Origin of the sequence: Thioalkalivibrio sp. ALJ1 (genome assembly GCF_000745395.1) — a bacterium.
Taxonomy (GTDB): Bacteria; Pseudomonadota; Gammaproteobacteria; order Ectothiorhodospirales; family Ectothiorhodospiraceae; genus Thioalkalivibrio.
In genome coordinates this window covers 658,382-685,051 of record NZ_KN050684.1, presented here as the reverse complement: position 1 = coordinate 685,051, position 26,670 = coordinate 658,382, and the positions used below count along the sequence as shown (strand labels likewise).

Here is a 26,670-nt window from a genome sequence, read left to right as displayed (position 1 = left end):
GGGGTCGCCTGAATGAGTGCCTTGCCCGAATTTGAGAACCACAGTCAGCAGGAGATCAAGTACACGACCTGCTACATGTGTGCCTGCCGTTGCGGCATCAAGGTTACCGTGGAGGACAACAAGGTCCGCTATATCCAGGGGAACCGGCATCACCCGATCAACAAGGGCGTGCTCTGTGCCAAGGGCAACGCCGGGATCATGAAGCAGCAGTCCCCGGCGCGCCTGCGTCAGCCGATGCGCCGCAAGCCGGGCACCGAGCGCGGTGCCGGCGAGTTCGAGCCGATCTCCTGGGACGAGGCCCTGGACATGCTGTCCACGCGTCTGCAGAAGATCCGCGAGACCGACCCGCGCAAGCTGGCGTTCTTTACCGGCCGCGACCAGATGCAGGCCCTGACCGGCCTGTGGGCGACCCAGTTCGGCACCTACAACTGGGCGGCCCACGGCGGCTTCTGCTCGGTGAACATGGCCACTGGTGGCCTGTACACCACGGGCTTTGCCTTCTGGGAATTCGGCGATCCGGACTGGGACCGCACCAAGTACCACATGCTCTGGGGCGTGGCCGAAGACCATGCCTCCAACCCGATCAAGATCGGGCTGGAAAAGCTCAAGCGCAGCGGCGGCAAGTTCGTCGCCATCAACCCGGTGCGCACCGGTTACCAGGCGATCGCCGACGAGTGGGTGGGCATCAAGCCCGGTACCGACGGTCTGTTCGCGCTGTCGATGCTGCACGTGCTCTTGAAGAACGACCAGTTCGACTGGGACTTCCTGGTGCGCTACACCAACGCCACCCAGCTGGTGGTGCAGACCCCGGGGCAGAAGGGCGACGGCCTGATCCTGCGTGGCGAGAACGGCAATCCGCTGGTCTGGGAGCTGGAACAGGAGGCGTTTGTCGACGGCACCCAGGTGGATATCAAGCCGGCCCTGTTCGGTGAGTACACCGCCCCCGACGGCCGTCCGGTCAAGACCGTGATGACCGTCCTGGCCGAGCGCTACCTGAGCGACGAGTACTCCCCGGAGAACACCGCCAAGGTTACCGGTGTGCCGGCCGACCAGACCGAGCGCCTGGCGCTGGAGATGGCGCACGTCGCCTTCAAGGAAACCATCGAACTCGACATCGAGTGGACCGACTCCTGGGGCCGCAAGCACGACAAGGTGTTCGGGCGCCCGGTGTCCATGCACGCGATGCGCGGCATCTCCGCGCACTCCAATGGCTTCCAGACCTGCCGCGCGATTCACCTGCTGCAGATCATGCTGGGCTCGGTCGACTGCCCCGGCGGCCACCTGGCCAAGCCGCCGTATCCGAAGCACGTCCCGCCGGGCATCAAGCCGGCCAAGGAGTGCGCGCCGAACACCCCGCTGAAGAGCCCGCCGCTTGGTTTCCCGACTGCGCCGGAGGACCTGGTCATTGATGATGACGGCAACCCGCTGCGCATCGACAAGGCCTTCTCCTGGGATGCGCCGATCTCGAACCACGGCCTGATGCATATGGTCGTGACCAATGCGGTCAACGGTGACCCTTACCCGATCGACACGCTCATCTTCTTTATGGCGAACATGTCGTGGAACTCCTCCATGAACACCGCCGAAGTGATGGACATGCTGCGAGCGAAGGACGAGAACGGCGAGTACAAGATCCCGTTCCTGGTGGTCGCCGACGCGTTCCATTCGGAGACGGTCAACTTCGCCGATCTGGTGCTGCCGGATACCACCTATCTGGAGCGCTACGACACCATCTCCATGCTGGACCGCCCGATCTCCGAGCCGGCCGCGGCGGCGGACTCCATCCGCCACCCGATCCTTGAGGTCGACCGCGATGTGCGCCCGTGGCAGGAAGTCATGGTCGAGCTGGCGGGTCGCCTGAAGTTCCCGGCGTTCACCAAGGACGACGGCAGCCGCAAGTTCTCGGATTACAAGGACTTCATCGTCAACTACGAGAAGGAGCCGGGCATCGGCTTCCTCTCCGGTTATCGCGGCAAGGATGGCCAGACCCACCTGCGCGGCGAGCCGAACCCGAAGCAGTGGGAGGCGTACATCGAGAACCAGGGGTTCTTCATGTACCACCTGGCGCCGAACCAGCAGTTCTATCGCTATGCGAACAAGGACTACCTGGAGCTGGCCAAGCACGCCGGCTGGGTGGGCAAGACCGATCCCATCACCATCGAGCTCTACTCCGAGACCCAGCAGCGCTTCAAGCTGGCCGGCCAGGGCCTGTATGACGGCCCGCAGCCGACCAAGCAGGAGCACAAGGATCGCCTGACCCAGTTCTTCGATCCGCTACCGATCTGGCACAAGCCGCTGGAGCAGACGCGTATCGACGAGGATGAGTACCCGTTCTACGCGGTCAACCAGCGTCCGATGTTCATGTACCACTCCTGGGACTCGCAGAACGCCTGGCTGCGCCAGATCTGCGCCCAGAACTACCTGTACATGAACCGCGGCAGGGCGGAATCCATGGGCATCGAGGACATGTCCTGGGTGTGGATGGAATCGCACAACGGCAAGATCCGCGTGCAGGTGAAACTGATGGAAGGTTGCGAACCCGGCACCGTCTGGACCTGGAACGCGATTGGTAAGCAGAAGGGCGCCTGGGGCCTGAAGCCGGACGCGAACGAGTCCAACAAGGGCTTCCTGATGAACCATCTGATCAGCGAGTTGCTGCCGAAGAAGGGCGACGCGATCGATGCGATCACCAACTCTGATCCGGTAACCGGGCAGGCCGCGTGGTACGACCTGAAGGTCAAGATCACCCCGGCCGATGCGCCGGAACCGGACGAACAGGGTTCCTTGCCCGAGTTCGAGACGATCAAGCCGGCCCCGGGCATGACCGAGGCCCCGGACCAGTTGCGTTATTCCACGCACAAGCCGGTGCACCTGAATCGTTCCATTCGCGATGTCCTGACCCGCGGCTCGCTGGACGAAGAAAAGTAGCCACGCCGGACAAGGGACCTGCCGCCGGCTGTAGCCAGCGGCCCTAGAGAAATTTGAGGAGTACCTGATATGCGACTTGGACTCGTAATCGACATGGATACCTGCGTTGGCTGTCACGCCTGCGCGGTGGCCTGTAAGCAGTGGAACACCAGTGGCACCACCGGCGCGCTGACCGACTATCGCCCTTATGGCGAGGACCCGTCGGGGGTGTGGTTCAACCGCATCCGCCACTACGAGGTGGGTGACTACCCCAACAACAAGACCGTGAACATCCCGATGTCCTGCATGCACTGCCAGCATGCCGACTGCGTGAATGTCTGCCCGACGGGTGCCTCCTACAAGCGTCCGGAAGACGGCATCGTGCTGGTCGACCAGGACAAGTGCATGGGTTGCAACTACTGCGCCTGGGCCTGCCCCTACGGTGCGCGCGAGCTGGACCGCGAAGACGGCGTGATGAAGAAGTGCACGCTCTGTGTGGACCGCATCTACGACCAGCAGCTGCCGCCGGAAGAGCGTCAGCCCGCCTGCGTGATCACCTGCCCGGCGCATGCGCGCTTCTTCGGGGACTTCGATGACGCCAACTCCGAGGTCAGCCGTCTGGTGCGCGAACGGGGGGGGGTCAAGCAGATGCCGGAGCTGGGCTACAAGCCGGTCAACACGTATCTGCCGCCGCGTATCACCCGACCCATTCCCACCGACGATGTGCGAGCCAATCGGTTGGTCACCTCGGTGAAGGACTGGGTCAACAAGATGGTCGCGCGCTAAGCGCGGCCCGATCGGGAGAATTCGTTATGCATCCAGCATTTTCCGTTATTCTGTTTACCGTCATCTCGGGTGCGGGCTACGGCCTGTTCATCCTGCTGGCGGCCTTCCACCTGGCGGGTGTCGGCCCGGCGATGAGCCACGGTGAACTGCTCGTGCACGGTGGCGTTGCCATGGGCATGATCACGCTTGGCCTGCTGCTTTCCACCGGGCACCTGGCGAACAAGAAGAACGCCTGGCGTTCGTTCATGCGCTTCAAGACCTCCTGGCTGTCCCGCGAGGCGGTGTTCGCGGTGCTGTTCTACCCCTTTGCCGGGATCTACGCCCTGGGCGTGCTGTTGCAAGGGCCGGCTGTCGGTCCGCTGGCGGCCGTCGCAGGCGTCCTGGCTGCACTGCTGGCCGTGATCACCCTGTTCTCCACCGGCATGATCTATGGCTGTCTGAAGACGATCCGTCAGTGGAACACTGCGTTGACGCCGGCCAACTACATCATGCTTGGCATCGCCACCGGTACCACGCTGTTTGCCGCCATCGCCAGCGTGTTCGGCAACGCCACCCCCATGCACGCCGGCGTTGCCATGGTGGCGCTGGTCGCCGCGGCCCTGCTGAAGGGGATCTACTACTTCTGGATCTCGCGCGTGAACGGCCCGACCATCAACACCGCGACCACCTTCAACCGTGCAACCGTGCGTCTGCTGGATACCGGCCACACCGCCGGCACCTTCCTGACTGACGAGTTCGGCTATGACCCGCGCAAGGACACCATCGACAACATCAAGATGGGGGTCTTCCTGCTTGGCTTCATCGCCCCGGTACTGGTCTTCGCGTCGATCCTGTCCGGTGCCCCGGAGGCCGTCGCCTGGCTGGCCGCGATCTCGAGCCTGATCGGGATTGGCATGGAACGCTGGCTGTTCTTTGCCGAGGCCAAGCATGTCGTGCGCCTGTATCACGGTGCCCCGAACTGCACCAGCCCGCTGACCCAGCCCGCCAGCGACGGACCGGAAGTTCCGGAAACCGCCGGTGCCGGCGAGAAAGGGCCCGGCTGGCGCCTGGGCGACACGCCCGGGGGTTCGGGCTCCTGACCGACCCTGAAAGATCAAGAAGCCCCGGGCAGCTGCCCGGGGCTTCTTGCTTTTGGGTCAGCACCAAGTCCGGGTCGAGAGGCCCCCGTTGCCCTGACGCCTTGCGTTAATGGGACTTGTCGTCTTCGTGCATGCCGTGAACGATGAAATACCCCACGTAGGCGAAGAACGCGACAATCCCCAGCAGGGTGATGATCGTCAGGATGCCAATCGGCGACTGAAACATGATTTCGGTGAGCATGACAGATCCTCCTTCGTTTGCCTGTCTGTCACCTTCGACGCTAGCCTCGGGATACAAACCATCGATTGATCTGGATCAACACCGCGGTGTTTTCGGGAGGCGAGTTTGCGGCTGGGCGCGCTACGATCGCGCGTGGCGAATGGTGCGGACATGGGAGTTCGAATCGGACCCTTCGCTACCCCATTACGCAGAAAGGGACCACGAGGGTCCCTTTCTGCGTAATGGCGCGCCCGGCAGGATTCGAACCTGCGACCCCTGCCTTCGGAGGGCAGTACTCTATCCAGCTGAGCTACGGGCGCAAGATCTGCAATGATACGGGCGCGTACTTCGGTGCGTCCAGCCATATTTGACCGCCGCGCTAGGTTTGTGGTCGTGCTCTGTTCGATGCCCTATACTCTGCGCCCGATTTGCGCGTCTTGCGCGCACGCTTTCAGATAAGCACACCACAAGGCCACGAATGGCCGGAATCTCGGAGGGAGAGAAGTGGCAAATCAACCGATCAAGATGGACACCGGGAACAAGGTGTTGCTGTTTATCGCGTCGCTGGCGCTGTTGGCCACGGTCCTTTTCCTGGTGTCGCACCTGGCCGGCTGGCTCGCCGGTTTGCAGGTCTCCCAGCCCGAGACCGTTAGCGAGGAGCGGATCGCTCAGCGCATCGCCCCGATCGGTCAGGTCACTTCCGGTCGGGTGGATGCAGCCGAGGAAGCGGACGATCTGAGCCCGGGTGATATCTACTCCAACGTCTGCGCGGCCTGCCATGACAGCGGCGCCTCCGGCGCCCCGCTCAAGGATGACACGGACGAGTGGAGCAATCGCCTGAACGAGAAGGGTCTGGAGGGGCTGTTCGAAAACTCCATCAATGGGATTGGCGCGATGCCGGCCCGTGGTGGTGATTCGAGCTTGAGCGACGAACAGGTGCAGGACGTTGTGGCCTTCATGCTGGACGAGGCCGGTGTGGAACATGATCACGAGCCCGCCACCGATGACAACGGAAATGGCAACGGCAACGGCGATGAGGCGGCCGCCGAGGGCGACGAGCCGGTCGAGACCACCGAAGCGGGTGAAGCGGCCGCCGAGGAAGAAGCGGAAGCCGTTTCCGCAATTGTCGTCGACGAGGGTGATGTCGAGCGTGGCCAGTCTCGCTACAACACCTGTGTCGCCTGCCACGGTGCCCAGGGCCAGGGTACCCCGGTGTTCCCGGCGCTGGCCGGTCGTGATGCGGAATACATCGCCGATAAGCTGGTGCGCTACCGTGCCGGCGAGACAGTGGGTGACCAGACGGCCCTGATGGCGCCGAATGCCGCGAACCTTTCGGATGAGGATATCGCGGACCTGGCGGTCTACGTGGCGACCTTCGAAGACTGATTGGCGTCGGTGTCACTGCAGTACCGAAGCCCCGCCCGGGTTCAGCCCGCGCGGGGCTTTCTTTTTGTTGGAGCGCCTACTGCGTGCGCCAATGGTCCAGGGCTCGGTAGCAAAGGGCCTCGGTCAGGTGGGATGTTGTGATCGACGGGGCGTTGTTGAGGTCGGCGATGCTGCGGGCGACACGCAGGATGCGGTGGTAGGCGCGTGCGGATAGGCGGAATCGTTCGGCTGCCGTATCCAGCAGTTGTCGGTCGGTGGGCTGCAGCTGGACGTAACGATCCAGCGCCGTGCCGTCCAGCGTGCTGTTGAGTCGGCCCTGGCGCTCGTTTTGTACCGCTCGCGCTCGGGCGACGCGCGCCGCCACACTTGCCGAGCCTTCGCAGGGTTCGTTCGAGCCGGCCAGCTCCGCGGGCGGAATGCGGGGGACCTCGATCGCGAGATCGATGCGGTCCAGCAGCGGGGCCGACAGGCGCTTGCGGTGGCGTGTGCGCTGCTCCGGTGTGCATTCGCAGCGTTCGGCTAGGTCGCAGTCGAACCCCTGTGGGCAGGGGTTCATCGCCCCTACGAGCTGGAAGCGCGCCGGAAATTCGGCCTGACGCGCCGCGCGCGAGATGTGGATGACGCCCGTCTCCAATGGCTCGCGCAGCACGTCCAGCACCGAGCGGTCAAACTCCGTTAGCTCGTCCAGGAACAGCACGCCCTGATGGGCCAGCGAGATCTCGCCGGGACGTGGAGTGCTGCCCCCTCCGACCAGCGCCACGCCCGAGGCCGTGTGGTGGGGCGAGCGAAACGGCCGTGCCCGCCAGTCCCCGCGTAGATGGGTACTGCCGCGCAGGCTGTGGATCGCGGCGGTCTCCAGGGCCTCGCCCTCGTCCATTGGGGGCAGGATGCCGGGGATGCGGGCGGCCAGCATGGACTTGCCGCTCCCGGGCGGTCCCACCATCAGCAGGTGATGCCCTCCGGCCGCTGCGATCTCCAGTGCCCGGCGGGCCTGATGCTGGCCGCGGACGTCGGCGAGATCCGGATGCGCGGGCGGGGTCGCGTCAGGCGTGCGCGCGGCCGGAAGGGCGGATCGACCGGCAAGGTGAGAGCAGACCTCGGTGAGATGGTGGCCGGTCAGCACGCGCGTGCGGCTCGCCAGCACCGCTTCGGCTCCGTCCTCCGGGCTGACGATCAGGGTGCGTTCCGAATCGGCGGCCGCGAGCCCTGCAGTCAGGGTTCCGCCGACCGGCCGCAGCTGGCCGTCCAGCCCCAGCTCGCCCAGGAATTCGTATTGGGCGAGGCTCTCCAGCGGGACCTGCTGGCTGGCGGCGAGGATGCCAAGTGCGATCCCGAGATCGAAGCGTCCGCCATCCTTCGGCAGGTCGGCGGGGGCCAGGTTGACGGTGATGCGTCGGCGGGGGAACTCGAAGCCACTGGTCTGGATCGCGGCGCGCACGCGGTCGCGGCTTTCGCGTACCGCGGCCTCGGGCAGGCCGACGATCTGGAAGGCGGGCAGCCCGTTGGCCAGGTGAGTCTCGATGGTGACCAGCGGCGCGTGGATTCCGTCGAGCGCGCGGGCGTAGGCGATGGCAATGGGCATCCTTGCCCCTCCGTTCTGCGGCCGGGCGGTCCGTGCCCGGCGCGGGGATTCAGGTGGACGTTACGATTCGCTTTTGTCGCTTGCTTGAGCTTCCAGTAAAGCGACCCGGGCCTCGAGTTCGGCCAGGCGTTCGCGGGTGCGCTCGAGCAGTGCGACCTGGATATCGAAGTCCTCGCGGGTCACCAGGTCCATGCGTTCGAAGCCGCTTTGCAGGGACGAGCGGACCTGGCGCTGCACGTCTTCCTGCACGTGACGCACCGACTCTGGCAGGCTCTCGGTGATGCGGCGGGCGAGGTCGTCGAAGCGTTTGGTATCGATCATGCGGCACTCTCCTGGCGCAAATTCTTGATGGGACCAGTGTAGCGCGTCCGGCCGGGGTCGCGGCTACTGCGAAGCCGAGCGCCCACCGTCCACCGGGATGATCTGGCCGGTGATGTACGGCGCGTCCAGCAGCAGGAAACGCACGGTGCGGGCGATATCCTCCGGACTCCCCTCGCGCTTGAGGGCGGTGCGTTCAATCATCGCCTCGTGGGTGCCGGCGTTGGTGGCATCTTCCGGCGCGAGGATCGCGCCGGGGGCGACGCCGTTGACCCGCACATCCGGTCCCAACTCGCGGGCGTAGGCCTGGGTCAGGGCCCATAGCCCAGCCTTGGCGGCGGAATACACCGGGTAGCCCTTCAGTGGGCGCAGGGCGTGGATGTCGACGATGTTCACAACGGCCCCGCGCTGGTGCCGCAGCGCCTGGTGGCAGGCCTGGATCAGGAAGGTCGGGGCCCGCAGGTTGGACCCCATCAGGTCATCCCAGGCCTGTGGCGTGATGGCGCCCACGGCGGTCGGATAAAAGGTCGAGGCGTTGTTGACCAGGAAGTCGAGGCGGCCCCATGCGTCCACGGCGTCGCGCGCCAGGCGTTCGATGGCGTCCAGGTCCAGAAGGTCGGCCTGCAGAGTGCGGGCGCTGTCGGGTCGGTCGCCGTTGAGTTCGCCAGCCAGGGCATCGGCATCCAAGTGCGACCCGCGATAATGGATCAGCACCCGCAGCCCGGCCGCGTGCAGCACGCGCGCAATGGTCGCGCCCACGCGGCGGGCCGCCCCCGTGACCAGCACCACGGGTGCTCCGTCGGGGGCCGTATCCCTGCTGTCGGACTGCGCCTGCGTCACGTCTGCCCCCGGGTTGGTACCATTCGTCGCCATGATGCCGCCGAAACCTAGCACAAACGCCCCCGACGATCCGGTCGCCGCCGCGATCGCCGAACACCTGCAGGCCTCCCTGAAAGAGAGTATCGCGGCGGGCGACGGGTTCCTCCCGTTTCTCGATTACATGCAGGCCGCGTTGTATGCGCCAGGCCTGGGGTATTACGTGAACGGCGCGCACAAGCTGGGCGAGGGCGGCGACTTTGTAACGGCGCCGGAGCTCTCTCCCTTGTTTGGGGAAACCCTGGCCACGTGGTTGGCCCCCGTGTTGCGTGACGACCTTGGCGGGCACGGAACCATGCTCGAATTTGGGGCTGGGAGTGGCCGGCTGGCGGGTGATGTTATTGCCACGTTGCGTGAGCAGGGCGTCGACTGGGAGCGCTACTGGATCATTGAGGTGAGCCCGGACCTGCGCGCCCGCCAGCAGGCGCACCTGGAGGCCACGCTCACGCCGCAAGAGTATGCCCGCGTTGCCTGGCTGGACGCCTTGCCCGATGCCCCGGTGCGCGGCGTGGTGCTGGCCAACGAGGTGCTGGACGCTCTGCCGGTGGAGCTATTTCGCTGGCGCGAGGGGCAGGTCTGGCAGGTCGGGGTGACGACCGGCGTGGGTGGGGATCTGGGCCTGGCCGAGCGACCGGCTCCGCCGACCCTGGCCGAGCCGGTCGCGCACTTGCAGGCCGAGTACGGCCCGTGGCCCGAGGGCTATCTGTCCGAGTGGCGGCCTGCGCAACGCGCGTGGGTCGGCGCGCTCGCCGATTGTCTCAAGCAAGGGGTGGCCGTGATTGTTGATTACGGTTTTCCGCGTGCCGCCTACTACGCCCCCGAACGCCACCAGGGGACTCTGGTGGGCTACTACCGCCAGCAGATGATCCAGGACCCGCTCGCGCACCCCGGCCTGATGGATCTGACAGCGAGCGTGGACTTCACTGGCGTGGCCGAGGCCGCGGCGGGCGCGGCTCTCGACGTGCTCGCCTACGCCGGGCAGGGCGAGTTCCTGCTGGGTGCCGGACTGCCGCAGCGCTTCGAGGCCCGTGTGGGCAGCGGGGAGGACGCGCGTCTGACCATGCAGGCCGCCCAGGCCGTGCGCATGCTGACCCTGCCGGGGGAGATGGGCGAGCGCTTCCAGATGATGGCCCTGGGTCGGGGTTGCTCGCACCTGCCGTTGACGGCGATTCCGGATCGACGGGGGCGGTTGTGAGGGCCGCCCGGGTTTCAAGTACATGGCACCACAAGGGCTGCTTGGTTCCCGCTCGGAACGGCGGCATGCTGCAGCCATGAAGGTACTGGGTATCGAGACCTCCTGTGACGAGACGGGCGTGGCGCTGATCGACGCGGATCAGGGTCTGCTCGCGCACCGGCTATACAGCCAGACGGATCTGCACGCGATCTACGGGGGCGTGGTGCCGGAGCTCGCCTCGCGCGACCACATCCGCCGTCTGTTGCCGCTGGTGCGCGCAGTGCTGGACGAGGCGGGTGTGGACGGTCACGACCTGGATGCAGTGGCCTACACCGGTGGCCCGGGGTTGCTGGGCGCGCTGCTGACTGGGGCCTCGGTCGCGCGTGCGCTTGCCTGGGGCTGGGATATCCCGGCGCTGGCGGTGCACCACCTGGAGGGCCATTTGCTGGCACCTTTTCTGGAAGATACCGGCCTGGACTTCCCGTTCCTGGTGCTACAGGTCTCCGGTGGGCACACCCAGCTGATCCATGCCCGCGCGCTGGGCGACTATGACTTGATTGGCGAGAGTATCGACGATGCCGCCGGCGAGGCCTTCGACAAGACGGCCAAGCTACTGGGGCTGGGTTATCCGGGGGGTCCCGCGCTGGCACGCCTGGCGGAACAGGGAGCCGCCGATGCCCTGCGTCTGCCGCGCCCGATGCTGGATCGTCCGGGTCTGGACATGAGTTTCTCCGGGCTGAAAACCGCGGTGCTGACCGCGCTGAAGAAGCAGGTCTACCGGGCGGAGGATGTTGCCCGCGCCTTCGAGGAGGCGGTCACCGACACCTTGGTGGAGAAGACCCGCCGAGGGCTGGAACAAAGCGGGGCCCCCGCGCTGGTGGTGGCGGGTGGCGTGGCCGCGAACACTACGTTGCGCGCCGGCCTGCAGGCGATGGCGCAGCGCCAGGGCGTGCCGGTGTATTTCCCGCGTCCGGAGTTCTGCACCGACAACGGCGCGATGATCGCGCTGGCGGGGCTGCGCCGACTTCAGGCCGGGGCGGTCGCAGAGACGACGGCTCCCGTGGTGGCGGCGCGGGCCCGCTGGCCGCTGGCAGAGCTGACGGCGCCGGGCGCGTAGCCGCCGCGGCCGTCAGTCGTTGGTCGAAGCCGCAGATTTGTCCTTCTTGCCGATGCGGGACTCCTCCCCGCGCATCAGACGCCGGATGTTGCTGTCGTGGCGGATGAACAGGATCACGCTCATCAGGGCGACCGCGGCGCTGATCCAGTGATCCATGCCCAAGAACACCGTGTACACCGGTGCCATGCCCGCGGCGACCAGCGCAGCCAGTGACGAATAGCGCCAGATGGCCGCGACCAGCAACCAGGTCAGCAGGACCAGGCCGCCGGCCAGCGGGTTGAAGGCGAGGATGACGCCCAGCGCCGTGGCCACGCCCTTGCCGCCCTGGAGGCGGTAGTACACCGGGAACACGTGCCCCAGAAAGGCGGCCAGGCCGATCAGTCCGATCGCCCAGCCGGGGAACAGGTCCAATTGCAGGGCCACAAATACGGGTAGCCAGCCCTTGCCGACATCCCCGATGAGCGTGATGATGGCCGCCGTTTTGCCCCCGGAGCGCAGCACGTTGGTGGCGCCGGGGTTCTTCGAACCGGTGGTGCGCGGGTCCGGCAGGCGCAGCAGGTTGCTGACCAGGATGGCCGTGGAAAGCGACCCCAACAGGTACGCGATGATGATGCCGATTGTAATGCCCATGAGCGGTCAGCCTGCCTGCGCGGGTCGAGAGGATTCGGCCGCATATGATACGCAAGCTGGTGGCCGCCGTTCAGGGCGCTGAGATGGGCGTGGGACATTCGCCGGGTGGCGCGCCGACGTTGGTGCTGTTGCATGGCTGGGGTTTCTCCGGCGCGGCGTGGGCACCTTTACGCGCAGCCCTTCCGGCTGCCACGCGTGTGCTGGCCCCGGATCTCCCTGGGCATGGTGCGGCCGGTGATGGCGAGGCGTTGGCCGATGTCGAGCGTTCGGCGGCGGCCCTGATCGGGTCTCTGCCATCGGAGGTGGTGTGCCCGGTCTGGGTCGGCTGGTCCTTGGGTGGGCTGGTCGCGCTGGCGGCGGCCCGTCAGTGGGCGGGGCCGCAGGGCGTACTGCTGATTGGTTCCACGCCGCGCTTTGCGCGGGGTGGCGATTGGCCGGCTGCCCTGCCGTGGGCCGAGCTGGAGGATTTCCGGACGGCGCTGGGGGGTGACCGTCGCCGGCTTGAACGCCGCCTGGCGATGCTCTGCGCCCGCGGCAGCCCGGATGCGGCCTCGCTCGCCCGCACACTGACCGCCCAGTTGCAGGCCAACCCGGCGGCGCCCGAGGGGCTGGAGGCCGGGCTGACCCTGCTGGAACGGTCCGATCTGCGCTCCGCCTGGGCGGATGTGGAGGCGCCCGTGGGGGCGTGGCTGGAGGCCGGGGACGCGCTGGTGCCAGTGGCCGTCGAGGCGTCCCTTCAGAAACTGCGACCGGATGCCCGGATCGGCCGCGGGCCGGGCGGCCACGCCGAGTGGTTCCAGCGGCCGGAGCCACTGGCCGGATTTATCTCCGAATTTTTGTCCGATTGCGGCACCAAGGAGCCGGCATGAGCCAACCCGAAGGATTCAATCTCGACAAGGCGCGGGTGCGCGCGGGTTTTGCCCGCGCGGCGGCGACCTACGAGGAGCATGCGGTCCTGCAGCGGGAGGTGCAGGAGCGCATGCTGGGTCGGCTGGACTGGATCCGTATGGAGCCGGAGCAGATCGTCGATCTCGGTTGTGGTACCGGCGAGGCCCTGGACCACCTGAGCCGCCGCTATCGCGGGGCGCGCCTGACCGGAGTGGATTTTGCCCCGACGATGGTGGCCCGGGCGCGCCGCCGCGGACGCTGGCTGCGGCGGCCCCGGGTCGTCTGTGGGGATCTCGAAGCATTACCGTTGGCGGAGCATTCGTTCGATCTCGCGATCTCCAGTTCGGCCCTGCAGTGGTGCGCGAGTCTGGATCAGGCCTTCGCCGAGGCGCGGCGTATCCTGCGCCCGGGTGGCTTGTGGATGTTCACCACCTTTGGTCCGGACACCCTGCGCGAGCTGCGCGCGGCCTTCGCGGCGGTCGATGGCGGGACGGGCACGCATGTAAACGCGTTCATGGATATGCACGACATCGGCGATGCCCTGGTGCGGGCCGGTTTTGCCGACCCGGTGATGGATCAGGAGGCGCTGACCCTGACCTACCCGGATCTCAACGGGTTGATCCGCGACTTGCGCGGCGTTGGCGTGCGCAACGCGCTGTCCGGGCGTTCCCCCGGATTATTCGGTCCTCGTCGTCTGCGCGCCGTGGCCGAGGCCTACGCGCAGGCGTTCGGCGTCGACGGGCGCCTGCCGGCGACTTGGGAGGTGGTCTATGGCCATGCCTGGGTGCCGGACGCACCGCCGCCGTCGCGTCCCGCGGGTCGCGTGATCCCGGTGCAGCCGGTTCGTTGATCTGGATCAAATCTTTCCGACCCGCAGGCCTCGCCTGCACGCGCATGAAGAATGTATTCTTGCTCTGGTCAAAAGTTCCGCCGATCGCGCTTAATATCCGAGTGAGATAGGCGGTATTGGTTTTTTGTGGGCCCGGAATGGGGTAGAGTTCACGCCCCCGAACGATCGGGACATCCGTGTTCCCCGCAGCAAGGTGGAAAAGTCATGTCACAAGCAGCCACTACGGCGGGTGCCGCACCCGCAGCGTCAGTCGCGACTTCCGAGCAGTACAACTACGCGATCATCAAGCGGTTCGCCATTGCCGCCATCCTCTGGGGTGTGTTTGGCATGGCGGCGGGCGTCTGGATCGCTTCGCAGCTGGCGTTCCCGTTCCTGAACTTCGATATCGCGCAGATCACCTTTGGGCGTTTCCGCCCGGTCCATACCTCGGCCGTGATCTTCGGGTTCGGGGGTAATGCGCTGTTTGCCACCTCTTACTACATCGTTCAGCGAACCTGCCAGACGCGCCTGTGGAGCGACTCCATGGCGAGCTTCACCTTCTACGGGTGGAACCTGGCGCTGATCCTGGGCGTGATCACCTACATGATGGGGATCACCCAGGGCCGCGAGTACGCCGAGTTCAACTGGCAGATCGACATCATCATCCTGGTCGTCTGGGTGGCCTATTTCATGGTCTTCCTGATGACCCTGCTGCGCCGTAACCAGCCGCACATCTATGTCGCGAACTGGTTCTTCATGGCCTTCATCCTGGCCACTGCTTTGCTGCACATCTTCAACAACATCCAGGTCCCGGTGGGCCTGTTCCATCCGCACTCCTACTCCATCTTCTCCGGGGTGCAGGATGCGATGACCCAGTGGTGGTATGGCCATAATGCGGTGGGCTTCTTCCTGACCGCGGCCTTCCTGGGGATGATGTACTACTTCGTGCCGAAGCAGGCCGGACGTCCGATCTACTCGTACAAGCTGTCCATCATCCACTTCTGGGCGCTGGTCTTCCTGTACATGTGGGTGGGTGCGCACCACCTGCACTGGACGGCCCTGCCGGACTGGGTGTCCACCTTGGCGGCGACCTTCTCCATCCTGCTGCTGCTGCCCTCCTGGGGTGGTATGATCAACGGCATCATGACCCTGTCGGGCGCTTGGGATAAGCTGCGTACCGACCCGATCATGCTGTTCCTGATCACCGCGCTGGCCTTCTACGGCATGTCGACCTTCGAAGGTCCGATGATGTCCCTGAAGAGCGTCAACGCGCTGTCCCACTACACCGACTGGACCGTGGGCCATGTGCACTCGGGTGCGCTGGGCTGGGTGGCCATGATCACCTTCGGCTCCCTGTACCACCTGATCCCGCGGCTTTGGAACGTGAACCTCTTCAGCTTGAAGCTGGTGTACGTGCACTTCTTCCTGGCGACCATCGGGATCGTGCTGTACATCACCGCGATGTGGGTGGCCGGTATTGGCCAGGGCCTGATGCTGCGCGCCTTTGACCAATACGGGAACCTTGCCTACACCTTCACCGAGTCGGTGGTGTTCCTGCACAAGCCGTACGTGGTGCGCGCCATCGGTGGCGGGTTCTTCCTCGCCGGCATGCTGATCATGGCGTTCAACATCGCGATGACCGTTCGCTCGGGCATCAAGGCCGAGGCCCGCGAGGCCCAGGCCGCGTCCGCCGAAGCCCGCACGGCCTGATTAGGGAGAGACTAGATCCATGAAGCATGAAAGCGTTGAAACCAATGCCGGCCTGCTGATCATCCTCACCCTTGCGGTGATCAGCGTCGGCGGCCTGGTCGAGATCGTGCCGCTGTTCTACATCGACGACACGATCGAAGAAGTGGACGGTGTCCGCCCGTACACCCCGCTGGAGCAGCGTGGGCGTGATATCTACGTCCGCGAAGGTTGCTACACCTGCCATTCGCAGATGGTGCGCCCGTTCCGTGACGAGATGCTGCGCTATGGCCACTACTCGCTGGCGGCCGAATCGCAGTACGACCATCCGTTCCAGTGGGGCTCCAAGCGCACCGGTCCGGACCTGGCCCGTGTGGGTGGCAAATACTCCAACGAATGGCAGGTCCAACATCTGATTGACCCGCAGTCGCTGGTGCCGGAGTCGATCATGCCGGGTTACCCCTGGCTGGCGACGACGCCGCTGAACTACTCCGACATCGAAGCGCGGATGATCGCGCTGAAGCGGGTTGGTGTGCCGTACTCGCTCACCGACGAGGAATACGAGGCCAACGTCGAGCGGTTCGGTGCGGAACACGCCCGGATGTTCGATATTCGCGACGCCGAGGACAACCTGGTTGGCCAGGCTCAGGCCGAAAACTTCGACGGTAACCCCGGCACCATCACGGAGATGGATGCGATCGTCGCCTATCTCCAGGTCCTCGGGACCATGGTCGACTTCAGCGCATACGACGACGGGCACTTTGCCGAATTCCGGTAAGGAGGAGCGGGCGCCACAATGATGGGACTTTGGGAATGGATTACGGACATGGGCAACAGCAAGATCGTCGCGCTGTTGCTGTTCATGAGCACCTTCATCGGTGTAGTGATCTTCCTGTTTTCCAATCGTCGCCGCGCCCAGAAGTTCGAGACGTATCGCTACATTCCTCTGGATGACGATGATTCACATCGGGAGCCCGTGGCCCGGCGTGACAAAACCGAGAGTGACGAGCAATGAGCACACAGGACAACCGCGATAAGGACCAGAAGAACCAGGTCGAGACCACTGGGCACGTCTGGGACGGGGACCTTCAGGAATACAACAACCCGCTCCCGCGCTGGTGGCTGTGGGGCTTCTACGCCACGGTGGTGTTCGCGCTGGTGTACTGGCTGATCTACCCGGCCTGGCCGATTGGTGACAGCTTCACCAAGGGCTTTAACACCATCACCTTCGAACAGGGTGGTGAAGAACGCACCATGCACTGGAATACGCGTGCGCTGTTGGCCAAGGACATGCAGACCGGTACCTATGCCGTGCGTCAGCGCGAGATGCTGGAGCAGGTCGCCGGCCAGGACTATGAAACCATCCTGGCGGATGCCGACAGCATGAGTTTCGTGAACGCCTACGCCCAGGGTTCCTTCGGGACCTGGTGTGCCGCTTGTCACCAGGTGGGCGGCGCCGGTGTGGTTGGGCAGTACCCGAACCTGCGCAATGACCATTGGAAGTGGGGCGGGACCGTTGACCAGATCGAAGAAACCCTGCGCCAGGGCCGCCTGGGTTACATGCCGGGTTACCGTGACACCCTGAACAGCGATCAGCTGAACCAGGTCGCCGCCTACGTGCTCTCGCTGAACGACTACAGCGTCGACCAGGATGATGCCGATGCCGGCGAACGGATCTTCACGGGCTCCGATGGCGGGTGCTTCCAGTGCCACGGCATGGACGCCCAGGGCCTGAGTTCTCAGGGCGCGCCCAACCTGACCAATGACCTCTGGGGTCTGGTTGACGTGCGTGGCGCAGAGAGCGACAGCGAGCGTCAGCGCCTGGTTGCCAACTTCGTCCGTGATGGCGTCCAGCGCGAGATGCCCGCCTTTGCCGATCGCCTGTCGGAAGCGGAGATCAAGATGTTGACGGCCTATGTCCACTCGTTGGGCGGTGGTCAGTAAGCGGGGACTTCAGACCCGGCGGCTGGCGCCAGGGCCGGCGGCCTGCCGCAGACTTGAAAGGGGTGTCCAACGGGCAGGATTGACGCCCGGAGGCGCCCCTGTTTTGTTGCAAGGAACCGTACTCGCGGGCAAGGCTGGATCTTGCCCCATGCTGCCGGACTAACCTCCGGGAGGTTTTGATGTCCCAGGCCCAGCCGTTGTACGAGGCGCGCGTCCCGATCCACCCGCGATCGGTCAAGGGGCGTTTTCGCAATCTGAAGACGGGTATTCTGCTGCTCGCCTACGGCGTCTTTTTCGGGCTGCCCTGGATTCGCTGGGAACGCGAGTACGGCCCCGACCAGGCGGTCCTGTTTGACATCCCGGGGCGTCAGTTCCACATCTTCGACCTCGTGGTCTATCCGCAGGACATCTTCTGGCTGGCCGGTTTTCTGGTACTGGCCGCCTTGTTGCTGTTCTTCGTGACGGGGGTGGCCGGCCGTGTGTTTTGTGGCTATTTCTGCTTTCAGACCTTGTGGACCGATGTGTTCATGTGGCTGGAACGCAAGATCCAGGGTGAGCGTCCGGCCCGCCTGCGTCTGGCTAAACAGTCCTGGAACGGCGAGAAGGTCTTCAAGTACGGCCTGACGCACCTCTCCTGGCTCCTGGTGGCCTTCTCCACCGGGCTTGGGTTTGTCCTCTACTGGGGGAACGCACCATCGATCGTGGCCGACTTTTTTACCGGCCAGGCCGTCTACGCCGCCTATGTCACCGCAGGCATCCTGACCGCGACGACCTATACCTTCGCGGGCCTGGCGCGGGAGCAGGTGTGCACCTTCATGTGCCCCTATGCCCGCTTCCAGAGTGTGATGTTCGATCGCGACACCATGATCGTGTCCTATGACGATGGGCGCGGCGAGGGCACCGCAGGCCGGGCCAAGGTGAAGGCGGGCTTGAAGACGCGCGAAGAACGCCAGGCGGCCGGGGTCGGTGACTGCATCGATTGTGGCTACTGCGTCCAGGTTTGCCCGACCGGCATTGATATCCGTGATGGGCTCCAGGTCCAGTGTATCCACTGTGCGCTGTGCATTGATGCCTGTGACACGATCATGGACAAGCAGGGCTGGCCGCGTGGGCTGATCGCCTACACGTCCGAGCGCGAGCAGGAGGGGGGCAAGACCCGCCTGCTCAAGGGCAAGACACTTGGCTATGGGGCCGCGGTGCTGATCGTGATCGTCGCACTCGTCGGCAGTATCCTCGGCCGCCCGCCGGTGGATGCCAACGTGAACCAGGTTCGCCAGCCTCTTTATGTCCAGATGTCCGATGGGCGCATCCAGAACGGTTACGAAATTCGACTGAACAACACGGCTGACCGCGAGCTGGATTTCGAGATCGGCCTGGCCGGTCTGGACGGGGCCGAACTGGACCTGGGACAGGTCGAGATCATCCGCCTTGAGCCGGGCGAGCGCCTGACCGTGGTCGCGCGGGTGCGGCATGACGTGCCGGACGGCACGCCGTCGCCGAAACCCTTCCGGTTTGTGATCACGGATCGAGATGGGTACATCGAACCGCTCGAGGTGAACTCGCAGTTCAGTCATCGGTAACAAATCGGCCTCCGGGCCGCCGGCCGCAGAAACAGCAATCATGCTGGCGGATTTGACGCAATGTCATGCAACCCTCTAGGTTGCTAAATCGCAGGAAACGAAGAAACCATTATGAGCAATCTCGTCATCACCCTGGGGGTTGGCAGCGCCGTACTGGCCTTGCTGTTCGCCCTGATCTATCGCTTCACTCGCCTCAAGGCCTATAGCACCTCGGCGGTGGTGGTGGCCTTGATGTTCTTCGTGTTCATCCCCTACTCGATCCTGACCTGGCAGGGCGCGGATGTCTTCGCGATTCATCTCGCCTTGTACATCATTGTTCCCTACGGTCTCGGGATCGTCTTCACCCAGAAAGAGGCGGAGGCCGAGAACGGGGGCAAGGCCAAGATCGGGCGCCTGCATTGGGCTCCGCTCGTGCTGGTCGGCTTCTTCACCATTGTGGCGTCGGTCCAGGCGGTTCTGATTACGCTGGCACATAACGGGATGCCGCAGCAGTTCATCGGCTCCATCCTGCCCGAACCGGAAAACCGGGCGGAACAAGTCACCTCCGGGTTCCCTGGCACCGTGGCGGGGATGGAGAGCCGCAAGCAGGCCCTCGCGGTGCATCGGGTCTCCGAACTTCTGGAACAACGGCAGAAGGGTTGGCAGGTCCGTCAGGGTTGGTTGGAGCGCCCCACCGAGGGCGAGACCGCGACCCTTCAGGTCGAGGTACGCGATGCCGAGGGTGACCCGATCAATGATGCCCAGGTCCGGGGCCTGTTCATGTGGTTGGCCGACGAACGCCGCGATCAGACCTTCGAGATGCAGGCGATGGGGGACGGTCTCTACCAGGTCGAAGTCGCGCTGCCGGCACCGGGCCGTTGGGACTTGCGCTATCAGGTCGTTCACGACGGGGAACTGCTCGAGCAACAGGCCCGCACCCGTGTGCGTAGCGGCCGCTCCGGCTGAACGAACGCCCTTTCGCCGTGGCGCACGCGTCCGAGTCGCAGGGCCCGGCATCGTCCGCGGCCGATCGCGCACATTGCTTCCACTGTGGCCTCGAGGTTCCGCCCGGGGCCGATTATGCCGTCACCTTCGAGGGCCGCGAGCGGCCCACTTGTTGCCCAGGGTGTCAGGCGGTCGCCGGCGCCATCATTGAGCGCGGACTGGGCGCCTACTACCATCATCGCGACGCCCCGCCCGCCGAGAGCGGTAGCCCCCTAATCCCCGACGAGTTGCGCGAACTCGAGCTGTTCGACCATCCCGGCGTGCAGCAGCAGTTCGTCGTGTCCGCCGGCGCCGGCAATGACCGTCGCGAGGCGGCGCTGATGCTGGAAGGCATCACGTGTGCTGCCTGTGTCTGGCTGAATGAACGCCACGTGCAGGCGTTGCCGGGTGTGGAGAGCTTTCGCGTCAACTACTCCACCCACCGGGCCCAGGTCATGTGGGACCCGGAGCGCATCGCCCTGTCCGACATCCTGAAGGCGATCCGCGACATCGGCTATCACGCCCACCCCTACGACCCGGGCACGCGCGAGCAGGCCATCGCGCGTGAACGTGGTCTGGCCCTGCGGCGGATTGCGGTGGCCGCGCTGGGCATGATGCAGGTGATGATGCTGGCCGTGGCTCTGTGGCTGGGCGCCGAGGACACCGAACACGAAGACCTGCTCCAGTTCATGCGTTGGGTGGCGGCTGCCCTCACCACGCCGGTCGTCTTCTACTCCGCAATCCCGTTCTACCAGAGCGCCTGGCGCGATCTGCGGCATCGCCAACTGGGGATGGACGTCCCGGTCAGTCTGGCCATCATCGCGACCTATCTGGCCAGCCTGTACGCGGTCATCCTCGGCACCGGCGAACACGTCTACTTCGAATCCGTGGTGATGTTCGTGTTCTTCCTGCTGACCAGTCGCTACCTCGAGCTGATCGCGCGCCAGCGCGCCTCTCACGCCATCGATCGCCTGGATCGCCTGGTTCCGGCCATCGCCAGCCGTCGGATTGCCGACGGCCGCTTCGAAGCCGTACCGGTGGGCGAGCTGGCTCCAGGAGACACCCTCCGCGTGCGACCTGGCGAGACCATCCCTACCGATGGTGTGGTGTGCGAGGGTGAGTCCACGGTGAACCAGGCCCTGTTAACGGGCGAACCTGAACCGCACCCGGTGCGCCCCGGCGAGCGTGTCACCGGTGGCACCGTCAATGTCGACGGTCCGCTACTGATCGAAGCCGAGCGCGTCGGAGCCGAAACCACCTTGGCAGCGATCCAGCGTCTGCTCGACCGCGCCCAGACCGAGAAGCCCCGCATGGCACGGGTTGCCGAGGCCGGCACGGGCTGGTTTGTGGGTGTCGTGTTGCTGTTGACCGCCTTGGCCGGGGTGGTCTGGTATGCCTGGATCGACCCGTCGCGGGCCTTGTGGGTCATGGTCGCCATGCTGGTCGCGACCTGCCCCTGTGCGCTGGCTCTGGCCACCCCGGTCGCGCTGACCGCGACCACGGGTGCCCTCTCGCGCCTGGGCATGCTGGTCACTCGAGGACGCGCCCTGGAGGCCCTGCCCCGAGTCGACCTGGTGTGCCTGGACAAAACCGGGACCTTGACCCTGGGGCAACCCCGCCTCGTGGCCCGTGCCGATCTGCAGCCACCCCCGGATGCTGGCTCCTGGTTGGACTGGGCCGCGGCGCTGGAGGGGCACTCCGAACACCCACTGGCTCGGGCCATTGTGGGCATCGCAGACGGGACCGGCCCCGTCGCGACCCACGTCCACAACCTTCCCGGTCAGGGCCTGACAGGTCAGATCCATGGCCACCGGGTCGCCATCGGGGGCAACACGATGCTCCCGCAGGACCCTGCCGCGTCCCCCTCGCCGCCGGAGGGCTTTCCTTTGGCGAGCCCTGTTTGGCTCGTGGTTGATGACCAGCCAGTGGCTCTATTCTGGCTGGCGGATACCCCTCGCCCGGATGCGCGTGCCCTGATCACGGATCTGCAGGCCCGCGGGCTAGGAGTGGTCCTGTTGACCGGCGACCGCCCGGAGGCCGCGCAGGCCTTTGCAGCACAGATGGGCATTCCCGACGCTGTGGGTGGATTGGCGCCCGAGGACAAGCTGGCCTACGTGCGCGCTCGTCAGGCCGAGGGCCGGGTGGTGCTCATGGCCGGTGAAGGTATCAACGATGCCCCGGTACTGGCAGGCGCCGACGTGTCGCTGGCTATGGGTGGCGGCACGCAACTGGCCCAGAACCAGGCCGACCTCGTCCTGCTGTCGGACCGGCTGGAGCCGTTACCCCAGGCCCTGGATCAGGCGCGCCACACACAGCGCATCATTCATCAGAATATCGCCTGGGCAATCGGCTATAACGCCCTGGCGCTCCCGGTGGCGGCGTCCGGCTTGCTGACTCCCTGGCTTGCGGCACTGGGCATGTCGCTCAGTTCGTTGTTGGTGGTGGGCAATGCGTTGCGCCTTCGACCGCCCCGTGAGGATTCAGCTACCGTTTCCAGTCGCGCTCCGGTCCCGGCGTCAGAACGTGGTGCGCCCCCGGTTTAAGGCCACCACGCAGGGGGGTTACACTGATTGCATGACGATCCTGTACCTGCTGATCCCGCTCGCCATGCTGTTTGCCCTGGTGGTGGGACTTGTCCTGTTCTGGGCGATCCGCTCGGGGCAGTACGACGATCTCCAGGGGCCAGCCCACCGAATCCTGATGGACGACGACGATCCCCGTATTCCGACCGGCTCCCAGTCGGATTCGCCGGAGCGTCCGGAAGAGGGTGGCGGCCACGAAAAGACCAAGCGCTGATCTCGGTCGAACTTGCGTCGCGCCGCAGCGCAGCTTACCCTTTACCTGATTCTGTTAGGAACATTCCGAGGACTGCGAGATGCGCGAGTGGTTTACCTTTTCAAACTTCCCGTTGACGTTCACGGCGGGCCTGATCATCTGGTCCTGGATCAGCTTCTTTTCGGTGATCCTGTTCGGCTGAGCCAGGAGGATTCCGGCCGGGTCGGGTGAGTAGGCCCGATGTCCGGCAACAAAAAGGCCCCGGCAAATGCCGGGGCCTTTTTCGTTCGGGCTCTAATGCCCTCTGCTTTGGCGCTGCGCGGAGACGTTAGTCGTCGAATGCCGCGCGGATACGCTTGATCGCGTTGTTCTCGATCTGGCGGATACGCTCGGCCGACACGCCGTATTCCGCCGCCAGTTCATGCAGCGTCGCCTTCTGCTCCGCCATGTAGCGGCGCATCAGGATGTTGCGCGCGCGCTCGTCCAGCTCGCCCAGCGTCTGGCTCAACCGTTCCTGGTAGTGGCGGTCCCAGTCTTCGTCCTCGGTGACGTGGGCCGGGTCATCGCTAAGGTCCTCCAGGCTCAGGCGTTCGGACGGTGACGCATAGCTGTGCTCGTCGTCCACCTCCGGGCCTGGGTCGAAGCTCGCGTCCTGGCTGGACAGGCGGCGTTCCATCTCCCAAACGTCCTTTTCCGAAACGCCCAGATCCTGCGCCACTGCGGAGACCTCCGCGTTGGACAGCCAGCCGAGGCGCTGCTTGGCGCTGCGCAGGTTGAAGAACAGCTTGCGCTGCGCCTTGGTGGTGGCGACCTTCACGATGCGCCAGTTGCGCAGGATGAACTCGTGGATCTCGGCGCGGATCCAGTGCACCGCGAAGGACACCAGCCGTACACCCTGGTTGGGGTCGAAGCGGCGCACGGCCTTCATCAGGCCGACATTGCCTTCCTGGATCAGGTCCCCCAACGGCAGGCCGTAGCCCTGGTAGCCGCGAGCGACGTGGATCACAAAGCGCAGGTTATGCAGGATCAGTTGGCGTGCGGCATCCAGGTCCTGGCGCTCGTGCAGCGCCACGGCCAGTTCGCGCTCCTGTTCGGTGTCCAGTACCTCGATGCGGCCTACGGCCTGCATGTAGTGATCGAGGTTACCGACCGGGACGGGCATATCGATGCGCGGGGTGGTCAGGGCCTGAGTCATGCGTGGTGTTTCCTCCCGATTCATGGCTCTAGATTAGCAGTCTGTGCGTAGGAGTGCTAAACCCTGTAAAAGTTCCGGCCGTTGGGCCGGGTCGAATTGCCCCTACGGTGCGTCGCGCAGGGCGTGGCCGCTTCCCAGACGGGCACCCAGCCAGCCGAGGAAAAGGCCGGCCAGCATGAGCGACAACAAATGGCTTGCTCCGGGCAAGCCGAGTTCGAACTCGAATGCGAACGCCGCCGCAGCCTGTTCCAGGGGCGCACGACTTAGGGCAATGCCGACCAGCAGCAGGATGCCCGCAAAGACGCCGCCCCCGAAGCCGGTGAGCAGGCCGCCGTACAGCGATGGACGACGGAGGAATCGGTGGGTCGCCCCGCTGATGCGCGAGATGGCGATCTCTTCCCGGCGTTCGCGCAACTCCGACGCGGTCGCGAGGGCCAGGATCAGCACGGCCCCCAGCCCAAGCAGGGCACCCACCACGGTCAGGATACGCAGGCCCACCTGGTGCAGGCTGTTCAGCTGGCGCACCCACTCGTCGTCGCTGATCACGGTTGCGTTGGGCGCGAGTGCTTCGAGTTCCTCGCGCAATGCCGTCACCGTTGCCGGGTCAGCGGTGGCCGGTACGACATCGATCACATCGGGCAACGGGTTCGCATCCAGCCAGTCCAGAAGGCCGGGGTCGGACAGCCCCTCGCGATAGCGTTCCAGGGCTTCGTCGGCGTCGATCCAGGTCCAACGTTCGACCCGCGCGTCGGTCTCCAGGTGGCGTTCCAGTTCAGCGGCCGTTTCGGGTGCGACATCGTCCAGATACAGGGCGATGCGCGGGTCATGGTCGATGTGTGCGGACAGGGCGCGGGCGTTATCCAGCAACACCCAGAGGAAGGCTGGGAGCGTCAGGATGAAGCCCAAAACGGCGATGCTGATCAGACTCAGCACGGGGGCCTGAAGCCGTCGTTGGAAGCTGCGTCGGGCGGCATCCCGGTGCGCCTCCACCCATGCGGGCACGGCGTCGAGTACGCGCCGACCGGATCTCATGCAGGGTGCCCCGAGGCGGCGCGGGCCTCGATGCGCCCGTCCTCCAGGTGCAGGATCGGTTTGCCCATACGCTCGACCAGCCCGAGGTCGTGGCTGGCGATCAGCGCGGTCATGCCGACCCCGTTGAAGTCATCGAACAGCTGGAGGATCTCGCGCGAGAGCGCCGGGTCGAGGTTGCCGGTGGGCTCGTCTGCCAGCAGCAGGACCGGGCGATGGACAATGGCCCGCGCAATCCCGACGCGTTGCTGTTCGCCTGCGGACAGGGTGCGCGGGTTGACCGCCTCCTTGTGCAGCAGGCCGACCTTGTCCAGCGCTGCACGCACGCGTTTGCGCATCTCCGGTCGGCGGTAGGCGAGGATTTCGAGCGGCAGGGCAACGTTATCGAACACCGGTCGATCGAACAGCAGGCGGTGATCCTGGAAGACCAGTCCAATACTGCGGCGAAAACCGGGGATCGCCCGGTTGGAGAGCCGATCCAGGTCGTGGCCGTTGACCTGGATACGCCCACGGGTCGGGCGTTCCAGCCCGGCGATCAGCCGCAGCAGCGTGCTCTTGCCGGCACCCGATGGGCCGGTGATGAACGCCATCGCGCCCGCGTCCACCCGAAGACTGACGTTGCTAAGCGCCTCTGACGCGCTGCCGAATCGTTTGGTGACGCGTTGTAGGCGAATCATCCAGAACGCTCGCTAATCGCCGTCGCGGCCGAGCAGGGCGCGCACGAAGGCGCGAGCATCGAAGGCCTGCAGGTCTTCCGCCTTCTCCCCGACTCCGATAAAGCGCACCGGAACGCCGAGCTGCTGCGCAAGGGCGAACAGCACGCCGCCCTTGGCGGTACCGTCGAGCTTGGTGACCACGATTCCGGTCAGGCCGAGGGCCTCGTGGAACTGGCGCGCCTGGTTCAGGGCGTTCTGGCCGGTACCGCCGTCGACCACCAGCAGCACTTCGTCCGGGGCCTGTTCGTCGAGTCGGCCCATCACGCGTTTTACCTTGCGCACCTCATCCATCAGGTTGGTCTGGGTATGCAGGCGCCCGGCGGTGTCGGCGACCATCACGTCGATGCCGCGGGCCTGGGCCGCCTGCAGGCTGTCGTAGACCACCGAGGCGGAGTCGGCCCCGGTGCCCTGGGCGATGACCGCGACGTTGTTGCGCTCGCCCCAGGTCTGCAGCTGTTCCACGGCCGCGGCGCGGAAGGTATCGCCCGCGGCCAGCAGTACCGAACGCCCTTCCGCCTGGAGGTGGTGCGCCAGCTTGCCGATGGTGGTGGTCTTTCCGGCCCCGTTGATGCCCACCACAAGGATCGAAAACGGGCGCTCGGCCGCAGGAATCTCCAAGGGCTGCGAGACGGGTTCGAGGATCTCGATCATGGCCGCCTCCAGGGCGTCCATCAGGGCCTCGGCATCATCCAGTTGCCCGCGCTTCACCTCGCGGGTGATACGATCCATGATCTGCTGGGTGGCATCCAGGCCAACGTCGGCAAGAAGCAGGCGTTCTTCCAGTTCCTCGAAAAGCTCGTCGTCGATTTTGCGCCGGAACAGCGACCCCAGGTCGCCGCCCAGGGCCTGCCCGGTTTTGGCCAGACCTTGACGCAGCCGCTGGAACCACCCTCCGCGGGCGGGCTTTTCCGGCTCGGTCCCGGGCGTTTCCGGGGCGGGTGCAACAGGGTCGTCGGACTTGTTCTTGCGGAAACCGAACATGCTCAATGT

Annotated in this window: 25 protein-coding genes and 1 tRNA gene; 16 read left to right on the top strand and 10 right to left on the bottom strand. The window is 65.4% G+C overall.

All coding sequences use genetic code 11. From position 1 onward, the window contains the following. Positions 1 to 12: 12 nt before the first annotated feature. The 3 genes from F462_RS05530 to F462_RS05520 all read left to right on the top strand — a co-directional run bounded on the left by F462_RS05530 (position 13) and on the right by F462_RS05520 (position 4,772). Positions 13 to 2,928 carry a molybdopterin oxidoreductase family protein gene (locus tag F462_RS05530; RefSeq protein ID WP_018874239.1) on the top strand — a complete coding sequence of 972 codons (2,916 nt, stop codon included), beginning with the start codon at positions 13 to 15 and terminating at the stop codon, positions 2,926 to 2,928. 69 nt (positions 2,929 to 2,997) lie between these two features. Beyond that, complete coding sequence (locus tag F462_RS05525; RefSeq protein WP_018142299.1) at positions 2,998 to 3,693, top strand: 4Fe-4S dicluster domain-containing protein; 696 nt, start codon at positions 2,998 to 3,000, stop codon at positions 3,691 to 3,693. A gap of 26 nt (positions 3,694 to 3,719) precedes the next feature. After that, a complete protein-coding gene (locus F462_RS05520; protein WP_038052229.1) occupies positions 3,720 to 4,772 on the top strand; it encodes a dimethyl sulfoxide reductase anchor subunit family protein in 1,053 nt (350 codons plus the stop codon). A 106-nt stretch (positions 4,773 to 4,878) separates the two neighbouring features. On the opposite strand, the gene F462_RS14010 is transcribed toward F462_RS05520, so the two are convergent. Both F462_RS14010 and F462_RS05515 read right to left on the bottom strand, forming a co-directional pair. Continuing rightward, positions 4,879 to 5,013 (bottom strand): hypothetical protein, encoded by a 135-nt coding sequence (locus tag F462_RS14010; protein WP_018142297.1) that lies wholly within the window; start codon positions 5,011 to 5,013, stop codon positions 4,879 to 4,881. Between the two features lie 222 nt (positions 5,014 to 5,235). After that, positions 5,236 to 5,312 (bottom strand) — tRNA-Arg (locus tag F462_RS05515). 184 nt (positions 5,313 to 5,496) lie between these two features. On the opposite strand from F462_RS05515, the gene F462_RS05510 reads away from it, so the two are divergent. Next, on the top strand, positions 5,497 to 6,378 hold the full coding sequence (locus F462_RS05510) for a c-type cytochrome (protein ID WP_038052227.1): 882 nt from the start codon (positions 5,497 to 5,499) through the stop codon (positions 6,376 to 6,378). A gap of 76 nt (positions 6,379 to 6,454) precedes the next feature. Here the strand turns inward: F462_RS05510 and F462_RS05505 are convergent, their stop codons facing one another. The 3 genes from F462_RS05505 to F462_RS05495 form a co-directional block, all read right to left on the bottom strand. Next, a complete protein-coding gene (locus F462_RS05505) occupies positions 6,455 to 7,960 on the bottom strand; it encodes a YifB family Mg chelatase-like AAA ATPase (protein WP_038052225.1) in 1,506 nt (501 codons plus the stop codon). Between the two features lie 60 nt (positions 7,961 to 8,020). Next, positions 8,021 to 8,281: a ubiquinone biosynthesis accessory factor UbiK gene (locus tag F462_RS05500; protein WP_038052223.1), complete on the bottom strand. Its 261-nt coding sequence runs from the start codon at positions 8,279 to 8,281 to the stop codon at positions 8,021 to 8,023. Between the two features lie 63 nt (positions 8,282 to 8,344). Next, entirely contained in the window at positions 8,345 to 9,067 is a 723-nt protein-coding gene (locus tag F462_RS05495) for a pteridine reductase (protein WP_038054831.1), read from the bottom strand. A gap of 82 nt (positions 9,068 to 9,149) precedes the next feature. Here F462_RS05495 and F462_RS05490 point away from each other — a divergent pair, with 82 nt between their 5' ends. Then, positions 9,150 to 10,349: a class I SAM-dependent methyltransferase gene (locus tag F462_RS05490; RefSeq protein ID WP_038052222.1), complete on the top strand. Its 1,200-nt coding sequence runs from the start codon at positions 9,150 to 9,152 to the stop codon at positions 10,347 to 10,349. A 76-nt stretch (positions 10,350 to 10,425) separates the two neighbouring features. Further along, positions 10,426 to 11,445: a tRNA (adenosine(37)-N6)-threonylcarbamoyltransferase complex transferase subunit TsaD gene (tsaD, locus tag F462_RS05485; RefSeq protein WP_038052220.1), complete on the top strand. Its 1,020-nt coding sequence runs from the start codon at positions 10,426 to 10,428 to the stop codon at positions 11,443 to 11,445. A gap of 12 nt (positions 11,446 to 11,457) precedes the next feature. Here tsaD and plsY read toward each other — a convergent pair whose 3' ends face one another. Then, entirely contained in the window at positions 11,458 to 12,075 is a 618-nt protein-coding gene (gene plsY, locus F462_RS05480) for a glycerol-3-phosphate 1-O-acyltransferase PlsY (protein ID WP_018142290.1), read from the bottom strand. A 44-nt stretch (positions 12,076 to 12,119) separates the two neighbouring features. Here plsY and F462_RS05475 point away from each other — a divergent pair, with 44 nt between their 5' ends. From F462_RS05475 to ccoS, 10 genes are all read left to right on the top strand, one after another. After that, positions 12,120 to 12,944: an alpha/beta fold hydrolase gene (locus F462_RS05475; RefSeq protein ID WP_038052218.1), complete on the top strand. Its 825-nt coding sequence runs from the start codon at positions 12,120 to 12,122 to the stop codon at positions 12,942 to 12,944. Further along, positions 12,941 to 13,813, top strand: coding sequence for a malonyl-ACP O-methyltransferase BioC (gene bioC, locus F462_RS05470; RefSeq protein ID WP_038052216.1), 873 nt, complete (start codon positions 12,941 to 12,943; stop codon positions 13,811 to 13,813). Before F462_RS05475 ends, bioC begins: the two co-directional genes overlap by 4 nt. A 204-nt stretch (positions 13,814 to 14,017) precedes the next feature. Further along, positions 14,018 to 15,502 (top strand): cytochrome-c oxidase, cbb3-type subunit I, encoded by a 1,485-nt coding sequence (gene ccoN, locus F462_RS05465; RefSeq protein ID WP_018142287.1) that lies wholly within the window; start codon positions 14,018 to 14,020, stop codon positions 15,500 to 15,502. A gap of 19 nt (positions 15,503 to 15,521) precedes the next feature. Beyond that, positions 15,522 to 16,256, top strand: a complete 735-nt coding sequence (ccoO, locus tag F462_RS05460; protein WP_018142286.1) for a cytochrome-c oxidase, cbb3-type subunit II — start codon at positions 15,522 to 15,524, stop codon at positions 16,254 to 16,256. An 18-nt stretch (positions 16,257 to 16,274) separates the two neighbouring features. After that, positions 16,275 to 16,493, top strand: coding sequence for a cbb3-type cytochrome oxidase subunit 3 (locus tag F462_RS05455; RefSeq protein ID WP_018142285.1), 219 nt, complete (start codon positions 16,275 to 16,277; stop codon positions 16,491 to 16,493). Then, complete coding sequence (gene ccoP / locus F462_RS05450) at positions 16,490 to 17,422, top strand: cytochrome-c oxidase, cbb3-type subunit III (RefSeq protein ID WP_038052214.1); 933 nt, start codon at positions 16,490 to 16,492, stop codon at positions 17,420 to 17,422. Before F462_RS05455 ends, ccoP begins: the two co-directional genes overlap by 4 nt. A 179-nt stretch (positions 17,423 to 17,601) precedes the next feature. Then, on the top strand, positions 17,602 to 19,002 hold the full coding sequence (gene ccoG / locus F462_RS05445; RefSeq protein ID WP_038052212.1) for a cytochrome c oxidase accessory protein CcoG: 1,401 nt from the start codon (positions 17,602 to 17,604) through the stop codon (positions 19,000 to 19,002). Positions 19,003 to 19,113: 111 nt separating this feature from the next. Continuing rightward, a complete protein-coding gene (locus tag F462_RS05440) occupies positions 19,114 to 19,947 on the top strand; it encodes a FixH family protein (protein ID WP_018142282.1) in 834 nt (277 codons plus the stop codon). 17 nt (positions 19,948 to 19,964) lie between these two features. Further along, the gene (locus tag F462_RS05435; protein WP_038052210.1) at positions 19,965 to 22,508 is read left to right on the top strand and encodes a heavy metal translocating P-type ATPase; all 2,544 of its coding nucleotides are present in this window, start codon (positions 19,965 to 19,967) and stop codon (positions 22,506 to 22,508) included. Between the two features lie 31 nt (positions 22,509 to 22,539). Then, a complete protein-coding gene (ccoS, locus tag F462_RS05430; RefSeq protein ID WP_038052208.1) occupies positions 22,540 to 22,761 on the top strand; it encodes a cbb3-type cytochrome oxidase assembly protein CcoS in 222 nt (73 codons plus the stop codon). 307 nt (positions 22,762 to 23,068) lie between these two features. On the opposite strand, the gene rpoH is transcribed toward ccoS, so the two are convergent. From rpoH to ftsY, 4 genes are all read right to left on the bottom strand, one after another. Continuing rightward, the gene (rpoH, locus tag F462_RS05425) at positions 23,069 to 23,935 is read right to left on the bottom strand and encodes an RNA polymerase sigma factor RpoH (RefSeq protein ID WP_038052206.1); all 867 of its coding nucleotides are present in this window, start codon (positions 23,933 to 23,935) and stop codon (positions 23,069 to 23,071) included. A gap of 102 nt (positions 23,936 to 24,037) precedes the next feature. Continuing rightward, a complete protein-coding gene (locus F462_RS05420; RefSeq protein ID WP_038052204.1) occupies positions 24,038 to 24,967 on the bottom strand; it encodes a cell division protein FtsX in 930 nt (309 codons plus the stop codon). Continuing rightward, positions 24,964 to 25,641, bottom strand: a complete 678-nt coding sequence (gene ftsE, locus F462_RS05415) for a cell division ATP-binding protein FtsE (protein ID WP_038052202.1) — start codon at positions 25,639 to 25,641, stop codon at positions 24,964 to 24,966. Before ftsE ends, F462_RS05420 begins: the two co-directional genes overlap by 4 nt. A gap of 12 nt (positions 25,642 to 25,653) precedes the next feature. Then, positions 25,654 to 26,661, bottom strand: coding sequence for a signal recognition particle-docking protein FtsY (gene ftsY / locus F462_RS05410; protein ID WP_038052200.1), 1,008 nt, complete (start codon positions 26,659 to 26,661; stop codon positions 25,654 to 25,656). Positions 26,662 to 26,670 lie beyond the last annotated feature (9 nt).